The sequence below is a fragment of the Enterobacter cloacae complex sp. 394F7 genome (assembly GCF_057320385.1).
Genome location: NZ_JBXWCS010000001.1, coordinates 398,962 through 420,412, shown reverse-complemented (window position 1 = coordinate 420,412; position 21,451 = coordinate 398,962). Strand labels below are relative to the sequence as shown.

Annotated in this window: 19 protein-coding genes; 10 read left to right on the top strand and 9 right to left on the bottom strand. The window is 54.3% G+C overall.

All coding sequences use genetic code 11. The features are described 5' to 3' along the window. Positions 1-8 precede the first annotated feature (8 nt). Together aceE and pdhR are read right to left on the bottom strand one after the other, a co-directional pair. Entirely contained in the window at positions 9-2,672 is a 2,664-nt protein-coding gene (gene aceE, locus AC2FAK_RS02055; protein WP_013095597.1) for a pyruvate dehydrogenase (acetyl-transferring), homodimeric type, read from the bottom strand. 123 nt (positions 2,673-2,795) lie between these two features. Then, the gene (pdhR, locus tag AC2FAK_RS02050; RefSeq protein ID WP_013095596.1) at positions 2,796-3,560 is read right to left on the bottom strand and encodes a pyruvate dehydrogenase complex transcriptional repressor PdhR; all 765 of its coding nucleotides are present in this window, start codon (positions 3,558-3,560) and stop codon (positions 2,796-2,798) included. 537 nt (positions 3,561-4,097) lie between these two features. Here pdhR and aroP point away from each other — a divergent pair. The 3 genes from aroP (at position 4,098) to AC2FAK_RS02035 (ending at position 7,990) form a co-directional block, all read left to right on the top strand. Beyond that, positions 4,098-5,468, top strand: coding sequence for an aromatic amino acid transporter AroP (aroP, locus tag AC2FAK_RS02045; protein ID WP_013095594.1), 1,371 nt, complete (start codon positions 4,098-4,100; stop codon positions 5,466-5,468). A gap of 166 nt (positions 5,469-5,634) precedes the next feature. After that, positions 5,635-7,047: a glycoside-pentoside-hexuronide (GPH):cation symporter gene (locus tag AC2FAK_RS02040; RefSeq protein ID WP_058681544.1), complete on the top strand. Its 1,413-nt coding sequence runs from the start codon at positions 5,635-5,637 to the stop codon at positions 7,045-7,047. Continuing rightward, positions 7,040-7,990: a glycoside hydrolase family 43 protein gene (locus AC2FAK_RS02035; protein WP_058681543.1), complete on the top strand. Its 951-nt coding sequence runs from the start codon at positions 7,040-7,042 to the stop codon at positions 7,988-7,990. Before AC2FAK_RS02040 ends, AC2FAK_RS02035 begins: the two co-directional genes overlap by 8 nt. Positions 7,991-8,008: 18 nt before the next feature. Here the strand turns inward: AC2FAK_RS02035 and ampE are convergent, their stop codons facing one another. Together ampE and ampD are read right to left on the bottom strand one after the other, a co-directional pair. Then, positions 8,009-8,863 carry a beta-lactamase regulator AmpE gene (ampE, locus tag AC2FAK_RS02030; RefSeq protein WP_020688508.1) on the bottom strand — a complete coding sequence of 285 codons (855 nt, stop codon included), beginning with the start codon at positions 8,861-8,863 and terminating at the stop codon, positions 8,009-8,011. Positions 8,864-8,872: 9 nt separating this feature from the next. Next, the gene (gene ampD / locus AC2FAK_RS02025) at positions 8,873-9,424 is read right to left on the bottom strand and encodes a 1,6-anhydro-N-acetylmuramyl-L-alanine amidase AmpD (protein ID WP_047352025.1); all 552 of its coding nucleotides are present in this window, start codon (positions 9,422-9,424) and stop codon (positions 8,873-8,875) included. 87 nt (positions 9,425-9,511) lie between these two features. Here ampD and nadC point away from each other — a divergent pair, with 87 nt between their 5' ends. The 4 genes from nadC (at position 9,512) to hofC (ending at position 13,587) form a co-directional block, all read left to right on the top strand. Then, positions 9,512-10,405, top strand: coding sequence for a carboxylating nicotinate-nucleotide diphosphorylase (nadC, locus tag AC2FAK_RS02020; protein WP_058681542.1), 894 nt, complete (start codon positions 9,512-9,514; stop codon positions 10,403-10,405). Between the two features lie 175 nt (positions 10,406-10,580). Further along, positions 10,581-11,018 (top strand): prepilin peptidase-dependent pilin, encoded by a 438-nt coding sequence (gene ppdD / locus AC2FAK_RS02015; RefSeq protein ID WP_023620000.1) that lies wholly within the window; start codon positions 10,581-10,583, stop codon positions 11,016-11,018. A gap of 12 nt (positions 11,019-11,030) precedes the next feature. Further along, positions 11,031-12,413, top strand: a complete 1,383-nt coding sequence (gene gspE, locus AC2FAK_RS02010; RefSeq protein WP_058681541.1) for a type II secretion system protein GspE — start codon at positions 11,031-11,033, stop codon at positions 12,411-12,413. Next, positions 12,403-13,587, top strand: a complete 1,185-nt coding sequence (hofC, locus tag AC2FAK_RS02005; RefSeq protein WP_058681540.1) for a protein transport protein HofC — start codon at positions 12,403-12,405, stop codon at positions 13,585-13,587. The genes gspE and hofC overlap by 11 nt, the downstream gene beginning before the upstream one ends. Positions 13,588-13,619: 32 nt before the next feature. Here the strand turns inward: hofC and AC2FAK_RS02000 are convergent, their stop codons facing one another. Beyond that, positions 13,620-14,663 carry a GMP reductase gene (locus AC2FAK_RS02000; RefSeq protein ID WP_023620004.1) on the bottom strand — a complete coding sequence of 348 codons (1,044 nt, stop codon included), beginning with the start codon at positions 14,661-14,663 and terminating at the stop codon, positions 13,620-13,622. A 228-nt stretch (positions 14,664-14,891) separates the two neighbouring features. Here AC2FAK_RS02000 and coaE point away from each other — a divergent pair, with 228 nt between their 5' ends. The 3 genes from coaE to yacG are packed head-to-tail and all read left to right on the top strand — an operon-like array spanning position 14,892 to position 16,459. Further along, on the top strand, positions 14,892-15,512 hold the full coding sequence (coaE, locus tag AC2FAK_RS01995) for a dephospho-CoA kinase (protein WP_014830656.1): 621 nt from the start codon (positions 14,892-14,894) through the stop codon (positions 15,510-15,512). Further along, the gene (gene zapD / locus AC2FAK_RS01990; RefSeq protein ID WP_013095583.1) at positions 15,512-16,255 is read left to right on the top strand and encodes a cell division protein ZapD; all 744 of its coding nucleotides are present in this window, start codon (positions 15,512-15,514) and stop codon (positions 16,253-16,255) included. Before coaE ends, zapD begins: the two co-directional genes overlap by 1 nt. A 9-nt stretch (positions 16,256-16,264) precedes the next feature. Then, positions 16,265-16,459 carry a DNA gyrase inhibitor YacG gene (yacG, locus tag AC2FAK_RS01985; RefSeq protein ID WP_040022085.1) on the top strand — a complete coding sequence of 65 codons (195 nt, stop codon included), beginning with the start codon at positions 16,265-16,267 and terminating at the stop codon, positions 16,457-16,459. 34 nt (positions 16,460-16,493) lie between these two features. Here the strand turns inward: yacG and mutT are convergent, their stop codons facing one another. The 4 genes from mutT to lpxC all read right to left on the bottom strand — a co-directional run bounded on the left by mutT (position 16,494) and on the right by lpxC (position 21,409). Continuing rightward, the gene (gene mutT, locus AC2FAK_RS01980; RefSeq protein ID WP_013095582.1) at positions 16,494-16,886 is read right to left on the bottom strand and encodes an 8-oxo-dGTP diphosphatase MutT; all 393 of its coding nucleotides are present in this window, start codon (positions 16,884-16,886) and stop codon (positions 16,494-16,496) included. Positions 16,887-16,942: 56 nt separating this feature from the next. Continuing rightward, a complete protein-coding gene (secA, locus tag AC2FAK_RS01975; protein ID WP_013095581.1) occupies positions 16,943-19,648 on the bottom strand; it encodes a preprotein translocase subunit SecA in 2,706 nt (901 codons plus the stop codon). Between the two features lie 59 nt (positions 19,649-19,707). After that, positions 19,708-20,211, bottom strand: a complete 504-nt coding sequence (secM, locus tag AC2FAK_RS01970) for a secA translation cis-regulator SecM (protein ID WP_170942759.1) — start codon at positions 20,209-20,211, stop codon at positions 19,708-19,710. Positions 20,212-20,491: 280 nt separating this feature from the next. Beyond that, a complete protein-coding gene (lpxC, locus tag AC2FAK_RS01965; RefSeq protein ID WP_013095578.1) occupies positions 20,492-21,409 on the bottom strand; it encodes a UDP-3-O-acyl-N-acetylglucosamine deacetylase in 918 nt (305 codons plus the stop codon). Positions 21,410-21,451 lie beyond the last annotated feature (42 nt).

The following is a 21,451-nucleotide window of genomic DNA, read 5'->3' as shown; positions in this document are numbered from 1 at the left end:
TTTACCTCTTACGCCAGACGCGGGTTAACTTTTTCTGCATCGATGTTGAATTTGGTAATTGCGTCCGCAACCACTTTCTTATCGATTTCGCCACGTTTAGCCAGTTCGCCCAGTGCTGCTACAACCACGTAAGAAGCATCAACTTCGAAGTGGTGACGCAGGTTTTCGCGGCTGTCAGAACGACCGAAGCCGTCAGTACCCAGTACGCGATAATCATCAGCTGGAACGTAAGTACGAACCTGCTCAGCGAACAGTTTCATATAGTCAGTAGACGCCACCGCTGGCGCGTCGTTCATCACCTGAGCGATGTACGGAACGCGTGGGGTTTCCATTGGGTGCAGCATGTTCCAGCGCTCACAATCCTGGCCATCACGCGCCAGTTCAGTGAAGGAGGTCACGCTGTACACGTCGGAACCCACACCGTAGTCTTTCGCCAGAATCTGCGCTGCTTCACGAACGTGACGCAGAATAGAACCGGAGCCCAGCAGCTGAACTTTACCTTTGCTACCTTCGATGGTTTCGAGTTTGTAGATACCTTTACGGATACCTTCCTCGGCACCTGCTGGCATTGCCGGCATGTGGTAGTTTTCGTTCAGGGTGGTGATGTAGTAGTAAATGTTCTCTTGCGCTTCGCCGTACATGCGCTGCAGACCGTCATGCATGATGACTGCCACTTCGTACGCGTAAGACGGGTCGTAAGAGATACAGTTAGGGATAGTCAGAGACTGAATGTGGCTGTGGCCATCTTCGTGCTGCAGACCTTCACCGTTCAGGGTCGTACGACCGGAAGTACCACCAATCAGGAAGCCGCGAGCCTGCTGGTCGCCTGCCTGCCAGCACAGGTCACCGATACGCTGGAACCCGAACATGGAGTAGTAAATGTAGAACGGGATCATCGGCAGGTTGTTGGTGCTGTAGGAGGTCGCAGCAGCCAGCCAGGATGCGCCTGCGCCCAGCTCGTTGATACCTTCCTGCAGGATCTGACCTTTCTCGTCTTCTTTGTAGTAAGCAACCTGCTCACGGTCCTGCGGGGTGTACTGCTGGCCGTTCGGGCTGTAGATACCGATCTGACGGAACAGACCTTCCATACCGAAAGTACGCGCTTCGTCAGCGATGATTGGCACCAGACGATCTTTGATCGACTTGTTCTTCAGCATCACGTTCAGGGCACGAACGAAAGCGATAGTGGTGGAGATCTCTTTGTTCTGCTCTTCCAGCAGCTGAGAGAAGTCTTCCAGCGCTGGCAGTTCCAGTTTCTCGGTGAAGTTAGGCTGACGAGCTGGCAGGTAGCCTTTCAGCGCCTGACGACGTTCGTGCAGGTACTTGTACTCTTCAGAACCTTCCGGGAAGGTGATGTAAGACAGGTTTTCTACCTGCTCATCGGTCACTGGCACGTTGAAGCGGTCGCGGATGTAGCGCACGCCGTCCATGTTCATTTTCTTAACCTGGTGAGCGATGTTTTTACCTTCTGCGGTATCACCCATGCCGTAACCTTTGATGGTGTGGGCCAGGATTACAGTCGCTTTACCTTTGGTTTCGCGCGCTTTTTTCAGTGCAGCGTAGATTTTCTTCGGATCGTGACCACCACGGTTCAGCGCCCAGATCTGCTCGTCAGTCCAGTCTGCAACCAGTGCGGCGGTTTCAGGATATTTGCCGAAGAAGTGCTCACGAACGTAGGCACCGTCTTTGGATTTGAAGGTCTGGTAGTCACCGTCAACGGTTTCGTTCATCAGCTGGATCAGTTTACCGCTGGTGTCTTTACGCAGCAGTTCGTCCCAACGGGAACCCCACATTACTTTGATAACGTTCCAGCCAGCACCTGCGAAGATGCCTTCCAGTTCGTTGATGATCTTACCGTTACCGGTTACCGGACCATCCAGACGCTGCAGGTTACAGTTGATGATGAAGCACAGGTTGTCCAGCTTCTCACGGGTAGCGATGGTGATCGCACCTTTAGATTCTGGCTCATCCATCTCACCGTCGCCCAGGAAGGCGTAAACGGTTTGCTCAGAGGTATCTTTCAGACCACGGTGTTCCAGGTACTTCAGGAATTTCGCCTGATAGATTGCACCAATTGGGCCCAGACCCATGGATACGGTCGGGAACTGCCAGAATTCAGGCATCAGTTTAGGGTGCGGGTAAGAAGACAGACCTTTACCGTGAACTTCCTGACGGAAGTTGTTCATCTGCTCTTCAGTCAGACGACCTTCCAGGAATGCACGTGCATAGATGCCCGGAGAGATGTGGCCCTGGAAGTACACCAGGTCGCCGCCGTCTTTCTCGTTAGCAGCACGGAAGAAGTGGTTGAAGCACACTTCGTAAACGGTCGCAGAGGACTGGAAGGACGCCATGTGGCCACCCAGCTCCAGATCTTTCTTGGACGCACGCAGAACGGTCATGATGGCGTTCCAGCGGATGGCAGAACGGATACGGCGTTCCAGATCCAGATTGCCCGGGTATTCCGGTTCGTCTTCAACGGCAATCGTGTTTACGTAGTTGCTAGCCCCTGCACCTGAAGCAACCTTCACGCCGCCTTTGCGGGCTTCAGAAAGCAGCTGATCAATCAGATACTGAGCGCGCTCAACACCTTCTTCACGGATGACCGATTCGATCGCCTGTAGCCAGTCGCGAGTTTCGATCGGATCCACGTCATTTTGGAGACGTTCTGACATGGGGGTATTCCTTATCTATCTAATACGTTGATTTGTCTGGAACCTGTCCCATTGTATTTTCGTCAGAAAACACAATAAGACAGGTTCTGCGTTTAGTTGCCGCGCTCTAAAAGTACCTGGCGCTTAATCCTTTCGTTGCTGTATGCGGCGTAATGAACGTTCGCGACGCGATTGTTCTCGGCTGCGGTCCAGCAAGATTTCCTCAATGAAAGCCAGATGTCGGTGCGACGCTTCGCGCGCCTGCTCCGGTTCCCCGGCCATTATCGCCTCGAATACTCGGGTGCGATGGTTGCTTACCAGCGGGAGCATGTCCCGACGGGCATACAACAATTCAAAATTTTGACGAACGTTCTGGGCCAGCATCGGCTCCATGCAGCGTAGCAGATGGAGGAGCACTACGTTGTGTGCCGCTTCGGTGACGGCAATCTGATACTGGACGACGGCATTGGACTCGGCGTCTAAGTCGCCGGACTGCTGTGCCCGTTCAATGGCCTGATGCAGTTCGCGGATACGCACGCGATCTTCATCAGTGCTGCGAAGGGCGGCGTAATAGGCCGCGATACCTTCAAGCGCGTGACGGGTCTCAAGCAGATCAAACTGGGATTCTGGGTGGTCAGAGAGAAGTTCTACCAGCGGATCGCTGAAGCTCTGCCACAGGCTGTTTTGAACAAAGGTTCCGCCGCCCTGGCGACGAAGCAGCAAGCCCTTTGCTTCGAGGCGTTGAATCGCCTCACGCAGAGAGGGGCGGGATACGTCGAACTGTTTAGCCAGCTCGCGTTCTGGCGGAAGTTTCTCACCCGGGCGCAGTGTCCCCTCGAGGATTAAAAACTCCAGCTGCTGCTCAATCACATCGGATAGTTTTGGTTGGCGAATTTTGCTGTAGGCCATATTCCCTGTCTTACGCCTTTTTGCCCGGAGTCAATTGGTCTTACCAATTTCAAGTTCGTATCGCTAAAGTAACAAAGTATTCACCTTCTGTCCATATTGGTTTTGATTGAAATCAGTAAACCCTGCACATTTTAACAACCTTACAGAAATAACGTTTCAGAAATGTAACTTTGCACAAATGAGCTGATTACTACTAAAGAGGGAGTTTTAACCATAATGAAACGAGGGCTTTTGCAATCTGAAGCGATTCAACAACGCAAAAAATGAAAATTCGCCCACTTTTAAGGCATTTCTATTCTATAGGTTGGGGTAGTAAGAATTAACGGTGCGATTTACAAATGCTTTCTTTTTATTCAACTCGTCATCAGCCCTTCATAAAGCAGGTGCATTCACAGGCGCTTACCACTATTCTTGCGCTTACGGAAGACATCTCCGCTTTTTTCGGTCTTATTAACCGTAAAGAAATAAATACAGAAAACGGATATTCATAATTACACACGCACAGCGTGAACATAACAACCACACACGAGGTTTCAAATGGAAGCTCAACAGCACGGCGATCAGCTAAAGCGCGGCCTTAAAAACCGCCATATACAGCTCATCGCATTGGGTGGTGCTATCGGCACAGGCCTGTTTCTGGGAAGCGCATCCGTCATCCAGTCTGCCGGTCCAGGCATTATTTTGGGTTACGCTATCGCAGGTTTTATTGCGTTTCTGATCATGCGCCAGTTAGGTGAGATGGTCGTTGAAGAGCCGGTTGCAGGCTCGTTCAGCCACTTTGCCTACAAATACTGGGGCAGTTTTGCCGGTTTTGCTTCCGGCTGGAACTACTGGGTGCTTTACGTTCTGGTGGCCATGGCAGAACTGACCGCCGTGGGGAAATACATCCAGTTCTGGTATCCCGAGATCCCAACCTGGGTTTCTGCGGCAGCGTTCTTCGTCATTATCAACGCCATCAACCTGACCAACGTAAAAGTGTTCGGTGAGATGGAGTTCTGGTTTGCCATCATCAAAGTCATTGCCGTGGTGGCGATGATTATCTTTGGCGGCTGGCTGCTGTTCAGCGGCAACGGTGGCCCACAGGCCACGGTGCGTAACCTCTGGGAGCAAGGTGGATTCCTGCCTCACGGGATGACCGGTCTGGTGATGATGATGGCCATTATTATGTTTTCCTTCGGGGGGCTGGAGCTGGTGGGGATCACCGCCGCTGAAGCCGACAACCCGGAGCAAAGCATCCCGAAAGCGACGAATCAGGTTATCTACCGAATTCTGATCTTCTATGTGGGTTCACTGGCCGTTCTGCTCTCGCTGCTGCCGTGGACACGCGTCACGGCCGACACCAGCCCGTTCGTCCTTATCTTCCACGAACTGGGCGATACCTTCGTGGCGAATGCGCTCAATATCGTCGTGCTGACGGCGGCGCTTTCCGTCTACAACAGCTGCGTGTACTGCAACAGCCGCATGCTGTTCGGCCTTGCGCAGCAGGGTAACGCACCAAAAGCCCTGCTGAACGTCGATAAGCGCGGCGTGCCGGTCAATACCATCATTGTTTCGGCTATCGTGACGGCGCTTTGCGTGCTGATTAACTACATGGCCCCCGAATCGGCGTTTGGCCTGCTGATGGCCCTGGTGGTCTCGGCTCTGGTGATTAACTGGGCGATGATCAGCCTGGCGCACATCAAGTTCCGCCGCGCTAAACAGCAGCAGGGCGTAACCACCCGCTTCCCTGCCCTGCTCTATCCGCTGGGTAACTGGGTTTGCCTGCTATTTATGGCGGGCGTGCTGGTGATTATGCTACTCACCCCAGGCATGGCAATTTCCGTTTACCTGATCCCGGTCTGGATTGCGATCCTCGGCGTGGGGTATCTGGTAAAACAGAAAAACGGTAAAACCGTAAAAGCACATTAATAGCCCTTCAGCTCAGCACTCGTTTCGCGGGTGCTGAGCGTTTGTTACCTTCCTCACAAATTCACCTCGTCAGCCGCTTTATCCATATCACCGCCCTGATACTGCAACGCATATATCGATTAGCCAGCAAATAATTCTCTCCATACCGTCACCCGGAGAGCAGTCAATGGATAACAATAAACTGTCAGTAAAAGAGAAGATCGGCTATGGGATGGGCGATGCAGGATGCAATATCATCTTCGGCGCCATCATGTTGTTTGTTAATTATTTTTATACCGATATTTTCGGTCTGGCACCTGCACTGGTCGGCGTGTTGCTGCTGTCCGTGCGCGTCATTGATGCCGTTACGGACCCGATCATGGGGGCCATCGCGGACCGTACCCGCAGTAAATATGGGCGGTTTCGTCCATGGCTTTTGTGGATTGCGTTCCCCTATGCGCTATTCAGTATCCTGATGTTCACCACGCCAGACTGGAGCTATAACAGCAAAGTTATCTATGCCTTTGTGACCTACTTCCTGCTCTCGTTAACCTATACGGCCATCAACATTCCCTACTGCTCGTTGGGCGGCGTGATCACCAATGACCCAAAAGAGCGCGTGGCCTGCCAGTCCTATCGCTTTGTGATGGTGGGTATTGCCACGCTTTTACTGTCGCTCACGCTCCTGCCGATGGCGGACTGGTTTGGTGGCGATAACAAAGCCAAAGGCTACCAGATGGCGATGACCGTGCTGGCGCTGATTGGTACCTGTATGTTCCTGTTCTGCTTCGCCACCGTGCGCGAGCGCGTACGTCCGGCGGTGCAGACCCATGATGAGCTGAAAAACGATCTGAAGGACGTATGGAAAAACGACCAGTGGGTACGCATTCTGCTGCTGACCCTCTGCAACGTCTGCCCGGGCTTTATCCGCATGGCGGCCACCATGTATTACGTCACCTGGGTAATGGGCCAGAGCACTCACTTTGCCACCCTGTTTATCAGCCTGGGCGTGGTGGGAATGATGCTCGGCAGTATGCTGGCGAAAGTGCTGACCGACCGCTGGTGTAAACTGAAAGTGTTCTTCTGGACCAACATCGTGCTGGCGCTTTTCTCCTGCGCGTTCTATTTCTTCGACCCGAAAGCGACCGTCACCATCGTGGTGCTCTACTTCCTGCTTAACATTCTTCACCAGATCCCGTCGCCACTGCACTGGTCGCTGATGGCTGATGTGGACGACTATGGCGAATGGAAAACCGGTAAACGCATCACCGGGATCAGCTTCTCGGGCAATATCTTCTTCCTCAAGCTGGGGCTGGCGATTGCCGGCGCGATGGTGGGCTTCCTGCTCTCCTGGTATGGCTACGACGCCGGCGCGAAAGCACAAAGCGCGGATGCTATTAACGGGATCGTCCTGCTGTTTACGGTGATCCCGGGCGTAGGTTATTTGATCACTGCCGGCGTAGTGCGACTGCTGAAAGTGGATCGGGAAACCATGAAACAGATCCAGCTCGACCTGGAGAAACGCCGCGCCAACTACAGCGAACTGAACGCCTGGCAGGAAACGAGAGTCGAAACAAAAGAAGGAACGCCGCATGCATAACTGGCCTAACCCGTTTATTGAACAACGCGCCGACCCGTACATTCTGCGCCATGAAGGGCAATATTATTTTATCGCCTCCGTGCCGCAATACGACAGGCTGGCGATCCGCCGGGCAGCGTCGCTGGAAGGGCTGCGCAGTGCCGACGAGGTGGTCGTATGGCGCAAACCGCAGACCGGCCCAATGAGCCAGCTTATCTGGGCACCGGAACTGCATCATATCGACGGTAAGTGGTACATCTATTTTGCCGCCGCGCACACCCAGGCGCTGGATGGTCTGGGCATGTTCCAGCACCGCATGTTTGTGCTGGAGTGTGCCGACCGCGACCCGCTAACCGGCACGTGGACTGAAAAAGGCCAGGTAAAAACGCCGTTCGACACCTTTGCGCTGGACGCGACCACGTTCGTGCATCAGGGGAAACGCTGGTATCTGTGGGCGCAAAAAGCCCCGGATATCTCCGGCAACTCCAATCTCTATTTATGTGAAATGGAGAACCCGTGGACGCTGAAAGGCGAGCCGGTGATGCTCAGTAAACCGGAATATGACTGGGAGTGCCGGGGCTTCTGGGTCAACGAAGGCCCGGCGGTGCTGTTCCACGGCGACAAGTTGTTTATCAGCTATTCCGCCAGCGCGACCGACGAGAACTACTGCATGGGACTGCTGTGGACAGAGATCAATGCCGATCCGCAAAATCCTGCCAACTGGCACAAGGCCTCGCGCCCGGTCTTCGTCACCAGCTACGAAAACCGCCAGTATGGGCCAGGCCATAACAGCTTTACACAAACGCCGGAAGGAGAAGATGTGCTGGTGTATCACGCGCGAAATTACACCGAAATTGAAGGCGATCCGCTTTATGACCCCAATCGTCATACCCGCCTGAAGCTCGTCCGCTGGCACGAAAACGGGATGCCAGATTTTGGCATCCCGCCTGCAGATACGCCTTAACCGCTACGGCACGCGGGTTCAGACCAGCGTGCCGTAAATGGTTAGCAACGCTACGATAACGACCACCACAAACGACGTTTTCTTCGCCATCGAGACCGCCGCTTTCGGCGTTTCTATCTTGTCGGTATGCGGCTCACGCGCCAGAGAGAACTGCGCCAGGCGTGTCAGCACCTGGTACTGCGAGGTATGACGGTCGCCAAGCGACGCGAACCACGCCGGGAGCGCTTTTTCGCCGTGGCCAATAAGCGCGTAGACCACACCCACCAGACGAACCGGAAGCCAGTCGAGCACGTGCAGGATCGCATCAATGCCGGAGAGCAAACGTTCATGCGGGGTGAGATAGCGGGCAAGCCAGGTCTGCCAGGCGCGCAGGAACGCATATCCCATCAGCAGTACCGGCCCCCACGGGCCCCCCACCACAAACCAGAACAGCGGCGCCAGGTAGTAGCGGAAGTTAATCCACAGCAGCGCGTTTTGCAGTTCACGCAGGAACTCGCGTTCATCGCAATCCGGCGGCACGCCGTGGATCATCGTCAGCTCGCTGGCCATGGCGCTACGTGCATGCGCATCATCACGGGAAGCGGCTTTCAGATAAGCGTGATAGTGCATACGCACTTTGCCTGCGCCAATGCACAGCACGCCGAGCAGGATCCACACCACCAGTAGCGGCACGTTGAAAAAGAGGCCGTATAACGAGCGCAGCAGCAAGAACGTAATCACCATCACGCCCGCGGTCATCAGCAGCGTACGCAGCATGGAAAAATGGTTAATCCGGCGGAAAAGCACCTCCAGCCGGTGATCCAGATGCCAGTGCTCACCGAGTTTGAACAAGCGTTCTGCGATGATGACCAGCAGCATGGTAAACAACGTCATGTTATCTCCTTATTCTGACGACGCGGTAAGCATGGCGCGAAACCGGGGCCAGTCAAATGCAGGGCCAGGATCGGTTTTTCGCGCCGGGGCGATATCACAGTGTCCCGTCATGTTCTCTGCAATCGCAGGGTAAAGCCTGATAAGCGTTTGGGTGATATCCACCAACCGCTGGTACTGTGCATCGGTATAAGGGGTGGTGTCCGTGCCTTCCAGTTCAATCCCAATAGAGAAGTCATTGCAACGCTCGCGCCCCTGATACATCGAGACACCCGCATGCCAGGCGCGCTTATCAAAAGGAACATACTGAACCACTTCGCCATCGCGACGGATCAGGCAGTGCGCCGATACGCGCAGATGCGCAATCTCAGCAAAGAAAGGATGGGCATCGGGATCTATCGTTCCCGTGAATAACGCATCGATCCACGGACCGCCAAACTCACCCGGCGGGAGACTAATGTTATGAACCACCAGCAGTGTGGGCTTTTCATCCTCCGGGCGGCCATCGTGGTGCGGCGAGGGTACACGCCGCGCATCCACCAGCCATCCGTCTTCTAACAACATGCTGGAACTCCTTATGTATGGTGCTGTTACTCGGTTCAGAGTAGCATGTTTCAATATTATGATTCGTTACCAATTTGGAGTTTTATCATGCCGTCTCGCCGCTACAACCCCGACCACCGACGTGAAGCGCTTCTGGAACGTATTAATATGGATATTCCGGCAAGCGTTGCCCATGCTTTGAAAGAAGATCTGGGCGGTGACGTCAGCGCGGACAACGATATTACCGCACAATTATTGCCGAAAGAGACACGCTCACACGCCGTGATCATCACCCGTGAAGATGGCGTGTTTTGCGGCAAGCGCTGGGTTGAAGAGGTCTTTACTCAACTGGCCGGCGATGAGGTGCAAATCACCTGGCATGTTGAAGACGGTGACGCCATTACCGCAAACCAGCCGCTGTTTGAGCTTGAAGGCCCGTCCCGCGTGCTGCTGACCGGTGAACGTACCGCGCTTAACTTTGTGCAGACCCTGTCAGGGGTGGCAAGTGAAGTGCGTCGTTACGTTGACCTGCTGGCCGGTACCCATACGCAACTGCTGGACACCCGTAAAACGCTGCCAGGTCTGCGCACGGCATTAAAGTACGCGGTGCTTTGTGGCGGGGGAGCCAACCACCGTCTGGGGTTGTCCGACGCCTTCCTGATTAAAGAGAACCACATTATTGCCTCTGGCTCCGTGCGTCAGGCGGTGGAGAAAGCCTTCTGGCTGCACCCGGATGTGCCGGTTGAAGTGGAAGTTGAAAACCTCGAAGAGCTGGAGCAGGCCATCAAGGCCGGTGCCGATATCATCATGCTCGATAACTTTGAAACAGCACAGATGCGCGAGGCGGTGAAGCTCACCAACGGCCAGGCACAGCTCGAAGTTTCAGGGAACGTCACCTTCGAAACGATCCGTGAATTCGCCGAAACCGGCGTGGACTACATTTCTGTCGGGGCGCTGACCAAGCACGTTCGCGCCCTCGATCTCTCCATGCGCTTCAAATAACGTCGTTTCCCCTCTCTGCTGGAGAGGGGAAATTTCAGCCCTCCTCGCAATCTCTCTGTTCTTCTCTGCAAGTAAGTACAAATTCCCTGAACGCCGCTTCACGTTCCATTTTTTGCCCCTCGTCTGCTTTTTTCCACACTGTCAGAGTAGCGTCACTTAACCCTGAGGAGCAGATATGAACAGACAGCAAGGCTTCACGCTCATTGAGCTGATGGTGGTAATCGGCATTATTGCCATCCTGAGCGCCATTGGTATTCCCGCCTACCAGAACTACCTGCGAAAAGCGGCCCTGACCGACATGCTACAAACGTTCGTGCCCTATCGCACGGCGATTGAGCTTTGTGCCCTGGAACATGGCGGCGTAACGAGCTGCGACGGCGGCAGTAACGGTATCCCTTCTCCAACAACAACACGCTATGTCTCGGGAATGAGCGTGACGCAGGGCGTCGTGTCGTTAACCGGGCAGGAGAGCCTTAACGGACTTGAGGTGGTGGTGACGCCGCAATGGAGTAGTGGCAACGGTATGACGGGCTGGAAACGTAGCTGCAATATCAGCAATGACGGTGCGCTCAAAGAGGCCTGCGAAGATGTTTTCCGTTTCGACAGTAACTGACAGGAGCGGATAATGAATTCAGATCAACTCGTCACCCTGTGCCAGCGCCACCATGCTTTGCTGCTGACCAGCGACGCCGACATGATTAGCATCGCCGTCGTGGGAAATCCCGCCGCTGAAATGATGGAAGCGCTGCGTTTCGCCACGCAAAAACGTATTGATATTGAATGCTGGACAGCGGAGCGCATGGAAAAACACCGGCAGTTAACCGCGCAATCACACCTCCCGGTTGTTTTAACGCCGCATAACACGGTGGATATTCTCAACCACACCCTGCAGCAGGCGATCAACCAGCGCGCATCTGACATTCATATCGAACCGATGGGGGATATCTGTCAGGTCCGCTTGCGTATTGACGGTGTGCTTTGTCCGCTGCCTCCGCTTTCTGCAGCGGTGGCAAATACCCTCACCGCTCGCTTAAAAGTGCTGGGCCAACTGGATATTGCGGAGCGCCGTTTACCGCAGGATGGTCAATTTACGATTGAACTGGCAAGCGAGCCGGTCTCTTTTCGCATCGCCACGCTTCCCTGCAGCGGCGGAGAGAAAATTGTGCTGCGCCTGCTGCATCAGGTTCATCAGGCGCTGGAACCCGAAAAACTGGGAATGAGTGCGAAACAGCTGGCCCGCTTTAACGAGATCCTTCATCAACCGCAGGGGCTGATTTTGGTCACGGGCCCCACTGGCAGCGGAAAAACGGTCACGCTCTATAGCGCATTGCAGGCGCGTAATACCCCTGACGTTAACATCTGCAGCGTGGAAGATCCGATCGAGATCCCGCTTGCGGGGCTGAACCAAACGCAGATTAATCCCCGTGCGGGCTTAACCTTTCAGAGCGTTCTGCGGGCGCTCCTGCGCCAGGATCCGGACATCATTATGGTAGGCGAAATCCGCGATAGTGAAACGGCAGAGATCGCCATTAACGCCGCACAGACCGGGCATCTGGTGCTGTCGACACTGCACACCAACTCCACGACGGAAACCGTCATTCGCCTGCAGCAGATGGGGGTCGCACGCTGGATGATCTCCTCTGCACTTTCGCTGGTGATTGCCCAGCGACTGGTGCGTCGTCTGTGTCCTCACTGTCGGCAGGAAGCCAACAGCCGCGCAGAATTACCGCGCACCGTATGGCCCCGGCCGCTTCCTCGCTGGCAACCTGGCGGCTGCGATCGCTGCTATCACGGCTTTTATGGCCGCGTCGCCATTTTTGAAGTCCTCGCCATCGACACCACGCTCCGGCAGGCCATCGCCAGTGGCGCCTCGATAGAGGTCATCGAAGCCAGCGCCCGTCAGGCGGGAATGACATCGTTATTTGAGCAGGGTTGTCTGGCCGTTGAGCAAGGACTCACCACGCTCGAAGAGTTGCTGCGCGTGCTGGGAATGCCCAATGAGTGTTAATCATCTCTGGCGCTGGCGGGCGCTATCCAGTGAAGGCGAATCTCTGTGTGGGGTGCTGTGGGCGCCAGATCGCGAAACGGCCTTCGTCAGGCTGATGCGTAAAGAGTTACACCCACTTTCGCTCACCCGATGCTCGCTGACGCACCGCTGGCGACCCCAGCATTGCTATGAGATGTTTCGCCAGCTTGCCACGCTGTTGCAGGCTGGCCTGACGTTATCGCAAAGTCTGCAAATGCTGGCCGAGCAGCATCCTGTCAAACACTGGCAGGCGCTGCTGGAAAACATGAATGATGATCTGAGCGAGGGATGCGCCTTTTCAGAGGCGCTGAAGCGATGGCCTGCGGTATTTAGCCCGCTGTATGTCTCGATGGTAAAAACAGGGGAGCTAACGGGAAAGCTGGAAACGTGCTGCCGCCAGCTCGCTCAGCAGCAACAATCCCAGCAGCAACTCACGGCAAAAGTGAAGAAGGCGTTGCGCTATCCGACGATCATCCTGGCGCTGGCCGTTCTGGTCGTTCTGGCCATGGTCACCCTGGTCTTGCCGGAGTTCGCGGCCATCTACAAAACGTTTAATACTCCCCTGCCGCTGCTGACACAGATGGTCATGGGCCTGTCGGCGTTTATCCAGACATACGCCATCGCCCTGTTCGTGCTGTTGCTTATTCCCGTGACCATCGCCTGGGCGCTGCGACAGGATCCGCGCTGGCAACGTATCCTGATGCATATTCCCGTGACGGGAAGGCTGGCTAGAGGGCAAAAACTGGGGCAGATCTTTACCGTACTGTCACTCACCCAGCAGGCGGGCATCCCCTTTTTACAGGGATTACAGAGCGCAGAAGAAACTGTTGATAGCCGGTACTGGCAAGGCATATTGCGCAGCGTTCGTGGGGACATTGAACAAGGCTTTACCGTCTGGTCTTCATTTCAGAAAGCGGCCGTCTTTACCCCGCTGTGCATTCAACTCATACGCACCGGAGAGGTCTCTGGGTCACTCGATATTATGCTGGAAAACCTTGCCCGCCATCATACGGAGCAAACCTTTCAACTGGCAGATAATCTGGCCGCGCTTCTGGAGCCAGTGCTTCTGATTGTGACGGGGGTGATTATCGGTACGCTGGTGGTGGCGATGTATCAGCCCATTTTCCATCTCGGGGATGCAATGAGCGCGGGATAACGCTGGCGTACGGACATACGCCAGCGGAAACATTACAGGCTATTGAAAACGCGGTTTTCCTGCTCCTGAACGCGGATAAACGTCGTACGTTTTGTCAGCTCTTTCAGACGGGATGCCCCAACGTAGGTACATGCGGAACGCAGGCCGCCCAGGATGTCACGAGCCGTGTTTTCGACCGGGCCACGCAGGGGCAGCTTCACGGTTTTGCCTTCCGCAGCACGGTATTTTGCCACGCCACCTACGTGACGGGTCATTGCTGATTCTGAGCTCATGCCGTAGAACAGCATGAACTTCTCGCCGTTCTCTTCAACCACGGTACCGCCGCTCTCTTCATGACCCGCCAGCATGCCGCCAAGCATCACGAAATCCGCGCCGCCGCCAAAGGCTTTCGCGACATCACCCGGCATGGTGCAACCGCCGTCGCTGATGATCTGGCCGCCCAGACCGTGCGCGGCATCAGCACACTCAATCACCGCAGAAAGTTGCGGGTAACCCACACCGGTCTTCACACGCGTGGTACACACGGAACCCGGGCCAATGCCCACTTTTACGATGTCTGCACCGGAAAGGATCAGCTCTTCACACATTTCACCGGTTACCACGTTGCCCGCGATAATGGTTTTGCTGGGCCAGGCCTCACGCGCCTTGCTGACAAACTGCACGAAGTGCTCGGAGTAACCATTTGCCACATCAATACAGACAAAATTGAGCGCCGGGTTAGCGTTAAGAATCTGTTTGGTCTTCTCGAAATCGGCATCGGAGGTACCGGTGGAAACCATGACATGCTTCACCACATCGTCCGATGCAGAGGCGATAAAGGCATTCCACTCTTCCGGGCTGTAGTGCTTATGCACAGCGGTAAGGATATCGAATTTCGCCAGCGCGGTCGCCATCTCGAAGGTTCCCACCGTATCCATATTGGCTGCGATGATCGGCACGCCAGACCAGGTCTGACCGGAATGTTTAAAGGTGAATTGACGTTCGAGTTCAACGTCTGAGCGACTTTTCAGTGTAGAGCGTTTAGGGCGGATAAGAACGTCTTTGAAACCTAACTTCAGATCTTCTTCGATACGCATGTGCGGATTCCTGGGGTTAGAGGCAAATATGTTAAAAGCACAACTCCAGTGACGTTATCATACGCACTAATACCTGCTCCGCAAGACTGCGAAATTCTCTTTTTTTACGCTACAATCCTATAAATTTACCTGGTAAAAAGCCGGTAAAGAGAGCCAAACAGTGGCTGGCGCACGTTTGAATTTTAACCAACTGATTTTAATAATGAATAATTCCCAGGATTTGATTTAATGGGGTATATCGTCGCATTAACCGGCGGCATCGGTAGCGGGAAAAGTACCGTTGCGGACGCATTTTCTCGTCTGGGTATCACCATAATCGATGCCGATATCATTGCCCGTCAGGTGGTAGAGCCAGATACACCCGCACTAAACGCCATTAAGGCACATTTTGGTCAGGCAATTATCAACGCGGATGGCACGCTAAATCGCCGCAAGCTTCGTGAGTGCATTTTTTCTGATTCTTCAGAAAAGGCCTGGCTTAATGCTCTGCTCCACCCCATTATCCATCAGGAAACCCAGCGTCAGATTGCCGCAGCCCGCTCGCCGTATGTTCTGTGGGTGGTTCCGCTGCTGGTAGAGAATCAACTGCACAATAAAGCCGACCGGGTACTGGTCATTGATGTCTCACCCGAAACGCAAATCCAGCGCACCGTGGCGCGCGACCATGTCTCGCGCGAACAGGCTGAACAAATTCTTGCCGCTCAGGCCACGCGCGCTCAGCGCCTTGCCGTTGCGGATGATGTTATTGATAATAACGGCGCACCAGATGCCATTGCATCGGATGTTGCCCGCCTGCACGCGCAGTATCTGACGTATGCCGCGCAGGCCGTTGCACAGGAAAAACCATAATGTCGACCCACATCCTTTTTGAGCATCCGCTCAACGAAAAAATGCGTACCTGGCTGCGTATCGAATTTCTGATTCAACAACTCTCACAACATTTGCCCATCAACGATCATGCTACGGCGCTGCACTTCTTCCGCAATGTGGGCGATCTTCTGGATGTGATTGAGCGAGGCGACGTTCGCACCGAGCTACTGAAAGAGCTGGAGCGCCAGCAGCGTAAACTACAGGCCTGGGCCGAAGTACCGGGCGTTGACCAGAGCCGAATTGATTCACTCCGTCAACAGCTTAAAAACAGCAGCAGTACGCTGATGGCCGCTCCCCGCGTTGGGCAGTTTTTGCGTGAAGACCGCTTAATCGGGCTGGTGCGCCAGCGCCTGAGTATCCCGGGCGGCTGCTGCAGCTTTGACCTGCCGACACTGCATATGTGGTTGCATATGCCGCAGGTCCAGCGTGATGCACAGGTGAAAAGTTGGCTGGACAGCCTGGAGCCAATGCATCAGACGTTATCCCTGATCCTCGATCTCATCCGTAACTCGGCGCCATTCCGCAAGCAAACCAGCCTGAACGGTTTCTACCAGGACAACGGTGATGATGCGGATCTGCTGCGTCTGAATCTCTCTCTGGGTGAACAGCTTTACCCGCAAATCTCCGGGCATAAGAGTCGTTTTGCGATTCGCTTTATGCCGCTGGATAGTGAAAATGGCACCGTGCCGGAACGCCTCGATTTTGAACTGGCCTGTTGTTAAGGAGTGCCTATGTCTGATGTAACCACCGTAAACTGCCCAACCTGTGGCAAAATTGTTGTCTGGGGAGAGGTGAGTCCGTTTCGCCCATTCTGCTGTAAGCGCTGTCAGTTAATTGACCTGGGCGAATGGGCGGCGGAAGAGAAACGCATTCCAAGTGAAGGCGATCTCTCAGACAGCGATGACTGGAGCGAGAACCAGCAGTAGAGTTCAAAGCCTGCTGGCGCTTCGCTTAGCAGGCCTACAGGTTGCCCGTTAGCCGGGATATGACGGGCGCATTTGCCGGAGGAAATTTTTCGGCATCACTCGCGTGAAGCGAAACCCAGCCACCCGGTTGACCCTCTTTCCCCCAGGGTTCCCCCTCCCAGCTTTCCACAAGCCAGAACCACAACGTGATGTGACGATCCGGAAACTGGTATTCCAGCTTATCAAACAGAGTTGCGCCAATCGGAGTGATGCCGACCTCTTCCTGAAGCTCACGCACCAGCGCCTGCTCCGGCGTTTCACCGGACTCGATTTTCCCGCCAGGAAACTCCCACTTGTTTGCCATGTGGGCGTCAGCGGCACGTTGCGTGATGAAGATTTGGTTTTGCGGGTTGCGAATAATCCCGACAGCAATTTGCAGTATTTTCATATTGTCACTTCCATAAAAAAGGCGCAGATTTCTGCGCCTTTTCGTTTTTTATGAACTTAGCTCAGACGGCCGTGGCACGCCTTATATTTTTTACCGGAGCCGCATGGGCACGGATCGTTACGCCCCACTTTGCGATCGCCAGTTTGCGCGGCGATCGCCGCAGCGGCTTCGCTATCGTCAGTCTGGTGGCTGAGCTGCTGCATCTGTGCCAGACGCTCGGCTTCCTCACGACGCTGTTGCTCCATCGCTTCCACTTCTTCCGGCATACGCACCTGCACTTTGCTCAGGGTGCTGATAACTTCATATTTCAGCGACTCCAGCATGGAGGCAAACATCGAGAAGGATTCGCGCTTGTACTCCTGCTTAGGATCTTTCTGCGCATAGCCACGCAGGTGGATCCCCTGACGAAGGTAGTCCATCGCCGCCAGGTGCTCTTTCCACAGTGAGTCCAGCGTCTGCAGCATCACCCCTTTTTCGAAGTGACGCATCATCTCAGCGCCAACAACCTCTTCCTTACGCTTGTATACCTCCAGCGCGGTTTCGTAGATACGTTCGCGCAGGGTCTCTTCGTGCAGCTCAGGCTCTTTATCCAGCCACTCTTTGATTGGCAGGTCGAGGTCGAAGTCGTTTTTCAGGCGCTCCTGAAGGCCTTCGATATCCCACATCTCTTCCAGAGACTGAGGCGGAATGTGCGCATCGATAGTCGCTTTGAACACATCTTCACGAATGCTGTTGATGGTTTCGCTCACGTCGGATACGTCCAGCAGTTCGTTACGCTGGGTATAGATAGCACGACGCTGATCGTTGGCGACGTCGTCATATTCCAGCAGCTGCTTACGAATATCGAAGTTGCGGCTTTCCACTTTACGCTGCGCGTTGGCAATCGCTTTGGTCACCCATGGGTGCTCAATGGCTTCACCAGGTTTCATCCCCAGCTTACGCATCATGCCGGAAACACGGTCAGAGGCGAAGATACGCATCAGCGCATCCTCCATCGACAGGTAGAAGCGGGAAGAACCGGCATCACCCTGACGACCTGCACGACCACGCAGCTGGTTATCGATACGACGTGATTCGTGACGCTCAGTACCAATGATGTGCAGACCACCAGATGCCAGAACCGCGTCATGACGCACCTGCCAGTCGGCTTTGATCTGCGCAATCTGTTCCGGCGTTGGGTTTTCCAGCTCAGCCACTTCGGCCTGCCAGCTACCGCCCAGCATAATATCGGTACCACGACCCGCCATGTTGGTGGCGATGGTCACAGCCGCCGGATAACCTGCCTGCGCAACGATATCTGCTTCTTTGGCGTGGAATTTGGCGTTCAGTACGTTGTGCTTGATACCCGCTTTGGTCAGCTCATTAGACACCACTTCGGATTTCTCGATGGAGATGGTCCCCACCAGAACCGGCTGGCCTTTAGCAGTACGTTCGCGAATATCTTCGATGATTGCCTGAATTTTTTCCGCTTCGGTCATGTAGACCAGGTCCGGCATGTCCTTACGGATCATTGGACGGTTGGTTGGAACGACAACGGTATCCAGTTTGTAGATGGAGCTGAATTCAAACGCTTCGGTATCTGCTGTACCGGTCATCCCTGCCAGCTTCTCGTACAGACGGAAGTAGTTCTGGAAGGTAATAGACGCCAGCGTCTGGTTTTCGTTTTGAATATCCACGCCTTCTTTGGCTTCAACGGCCTGGTGCAGACCGTCAGACCAGCGACGACCCTGCATGGTACGGCCGGTGTGCTCATCAACGATGATGACTTCGCCGTCTTTGACGATGTAGTCGACGTCGCGAGTGAACAGCGCATGGGCGCGCAGTGCGGCAGTCACGTGGTGCATCAGCATGATGTTGCTCGGGGAGTAAAGAGATTCACCCTCTTCCATGATGCCTTCAGCCACTAACAGCTCTTCAATTTTAACCAGACCACGTTCGGTCAGGTTGACCTGGCGCGCTTTTTCATCAACGGAGAAGTGGCCTTCACCCTGGAAGGTATCGGAGTCTTCTTTCTCCTGACGCAGCAGGTGTGGAATGATTTTGTCGACTTTACGGTACATATCAGAGCTGTCTTCGGCCGGGCCGGAGATGATCAGCGGGGTACGCGCTTCATCGATCAGAATGGAGTCCACCTCATCCACCAGCGCATAGTGCAATTTACGCTGCACACGTTCTTCAGGGCTGAACGCCATGTTGTCACGCAGGTAGTCGAAGCCGTATTCGTTGTTGGTACCGTAGGTGATATCGGCGTTATACGCTTCGCGCTTGGCTGGCGCAGGAAGACCGGACATGTTGATGCCGACGGTCATCCCCAGGAATTCGAACAATGGACGGTTATTTTCGGCGTCACGCTGTGCCAGATAGTCGTTGACGGTCACGACGTGCACGCCTTTACCGGTCAGTGCGTTCAGATAGGCAGGCAGCGTCGCGGTCAGGGTTTTACCTTCACCGGTACGCATTTCCGCGATGCAGCGCTCGTTAAGCACCATACCGCCCAGCAGCTGCACGTCGAAGTGACGCATGCCGAATACACGTTTACTCGCTTCACGCACAACCGCGAAGGCTTCCGGGATCAGGCTTTCTAAGGTTTCGCCTTTTTCCAGGCGTGCGCGGAATTCTGCGGTTTTCGCTTTCAGCTCGTCATCAGACAGCTTTTCCATCGCCGGTTCCATACCGTTGATGACAGCGACAGCTTTGCGCATACGGCGCAGGGTACGATCGTTACGACTACCAAAAACTTTGGTTAATAATTTGATTAGCATAATAAATTCTCAAACGCCCCATAACGGGCAGATAAATTAAGGTATTGAAAACGGTTAATTTAACTGAGGCGCTGAGGCCCGGCGCGGATGCCATGAACCTGGCTTATCCACGTCGAGACAGAGAATGTGGCGGGTGAAAGAACGATGGATTGCGCTGTCTGCGGAACGCTAACAGCTGGCTGGCTGTCCTGCGTCAACAGCGCGTTGAGCGTATCCAGCAGCGCAAGGTGTTGCGCCTGAACCGGCAGCGTCTCTTCAGCAACCGGTATGGCCTGCGGCGCCATTGCAAATGACAGATGGCGGATAACCGTGCGGATGGCGTGCTGCTGCCAGTAATCTACCGAAAAGTTAGGACGGCGGCTGGCTTCAAGCCACGCAAGATTGGTGAAGTTAACGCGCGCGGTGAGATCGTGTTTGGTGGTTGACGTCTTTGCCGGTGTGGCAGTTTCAGCGCTGTTGCTGAGCGCAGGCAAGCCGAAACTCGCCGCGACCATCCCTAATAAGAGATGCGGCCAGAAGTAACGTCTGCCAAATTGTCGCCAGCGCGTCAGAATTCCGCTCACTTGCTCCACCACATAAGCCCGTCTTACACAGGCTGAGTTCAGTTATTCTTTTAAGCGCCCAGATATTACCACTAAAGCCAATACACAGCAGCAGGAATGACGTACTGCAGCGGGGAAAAACGGTCAAGAATGCAGCTAACGCACAGATTTTCTACGCCTGCTAAGCGAAAGGGGAAGCTGGGGCAAAATGAAGAAAGGTGAAAATAAAAACGACTGGTTTCCCTGGTCGGAGAGAGTACCAGGTTAACCAGTCGATTTTTTTACGAAACGGCTTGAACCGTTACGCCAGAACCAGGCCAGGGGCTTTGAAGGCCAGCGGCAGTTCAGCTTCGTCTTCGAAGGTCACATACTCCCAGGCTTCCTGTTTTGCCAGGACGGCCTGCAAGAGTTTGTTATTCAGCGCATGACCGGATTTGAACGCGGTAAATGCACCAATAATGTTGTGACCACACATGAACAGGTCGCCAATTGCATCAAGCATTTTGTGGCGAACGAATTCATCTTCGAAACGCAGACCGTCTTCGTTCAGTACGCGATAATCGTCAACAACGATGGCACAATCGAAGCTGCCGCCCAGGCACAGGCCGCGGGACTGCAGATATTCGATATCACGCATGAAGCCGAAAGTACGAGCACGGCTGATCTGGCGCATAAACGCATCAGCAGAGAAGTTCATCGCATAGCGCTGGGTACTGGCATCAATCGCCGGATGGTTAAAATCGATGGTGAAGTCCAACGAGAAACCATTGTACGGTTTGAATTCAGCCCACTTGTCGCCATCTTCGACGCGAACGGTCTCTTTGATGCGAACAAATTTCTTCGCGCAGTTCAGTTCTTCGATGCCGGCATCCAGCAACAGATAAACGAACGGAGCAGCACTACCATCCATGATCGGGATTTCTGGCGCATCGACTTCAACAATAATGTTGTCGATACCCAGACCCGCCAGGGCGGCGTTCAGGTGCTCTACGGTAGAAATCCGCACGTCATGCTCGTTCACCAGACAAGTACAGAGCATAGTATCACGCACAGATTTGGCATCGGCCGGAAAATCTACCGGTGGATTCAAGTCGGTGCGACGATAGATGACCCCGGTATTGGCCGGCGCAGGGCGTAACGTCAGGGTGACTTTCTTGCCGGTATGTAAACCGACACCCGTCGCCTGAACGATACGTTTAAGTGTCCTTTGTTTGATCATCGTATAATCTCGCCAAATTAACTATCCAACCGAGAGTGTATA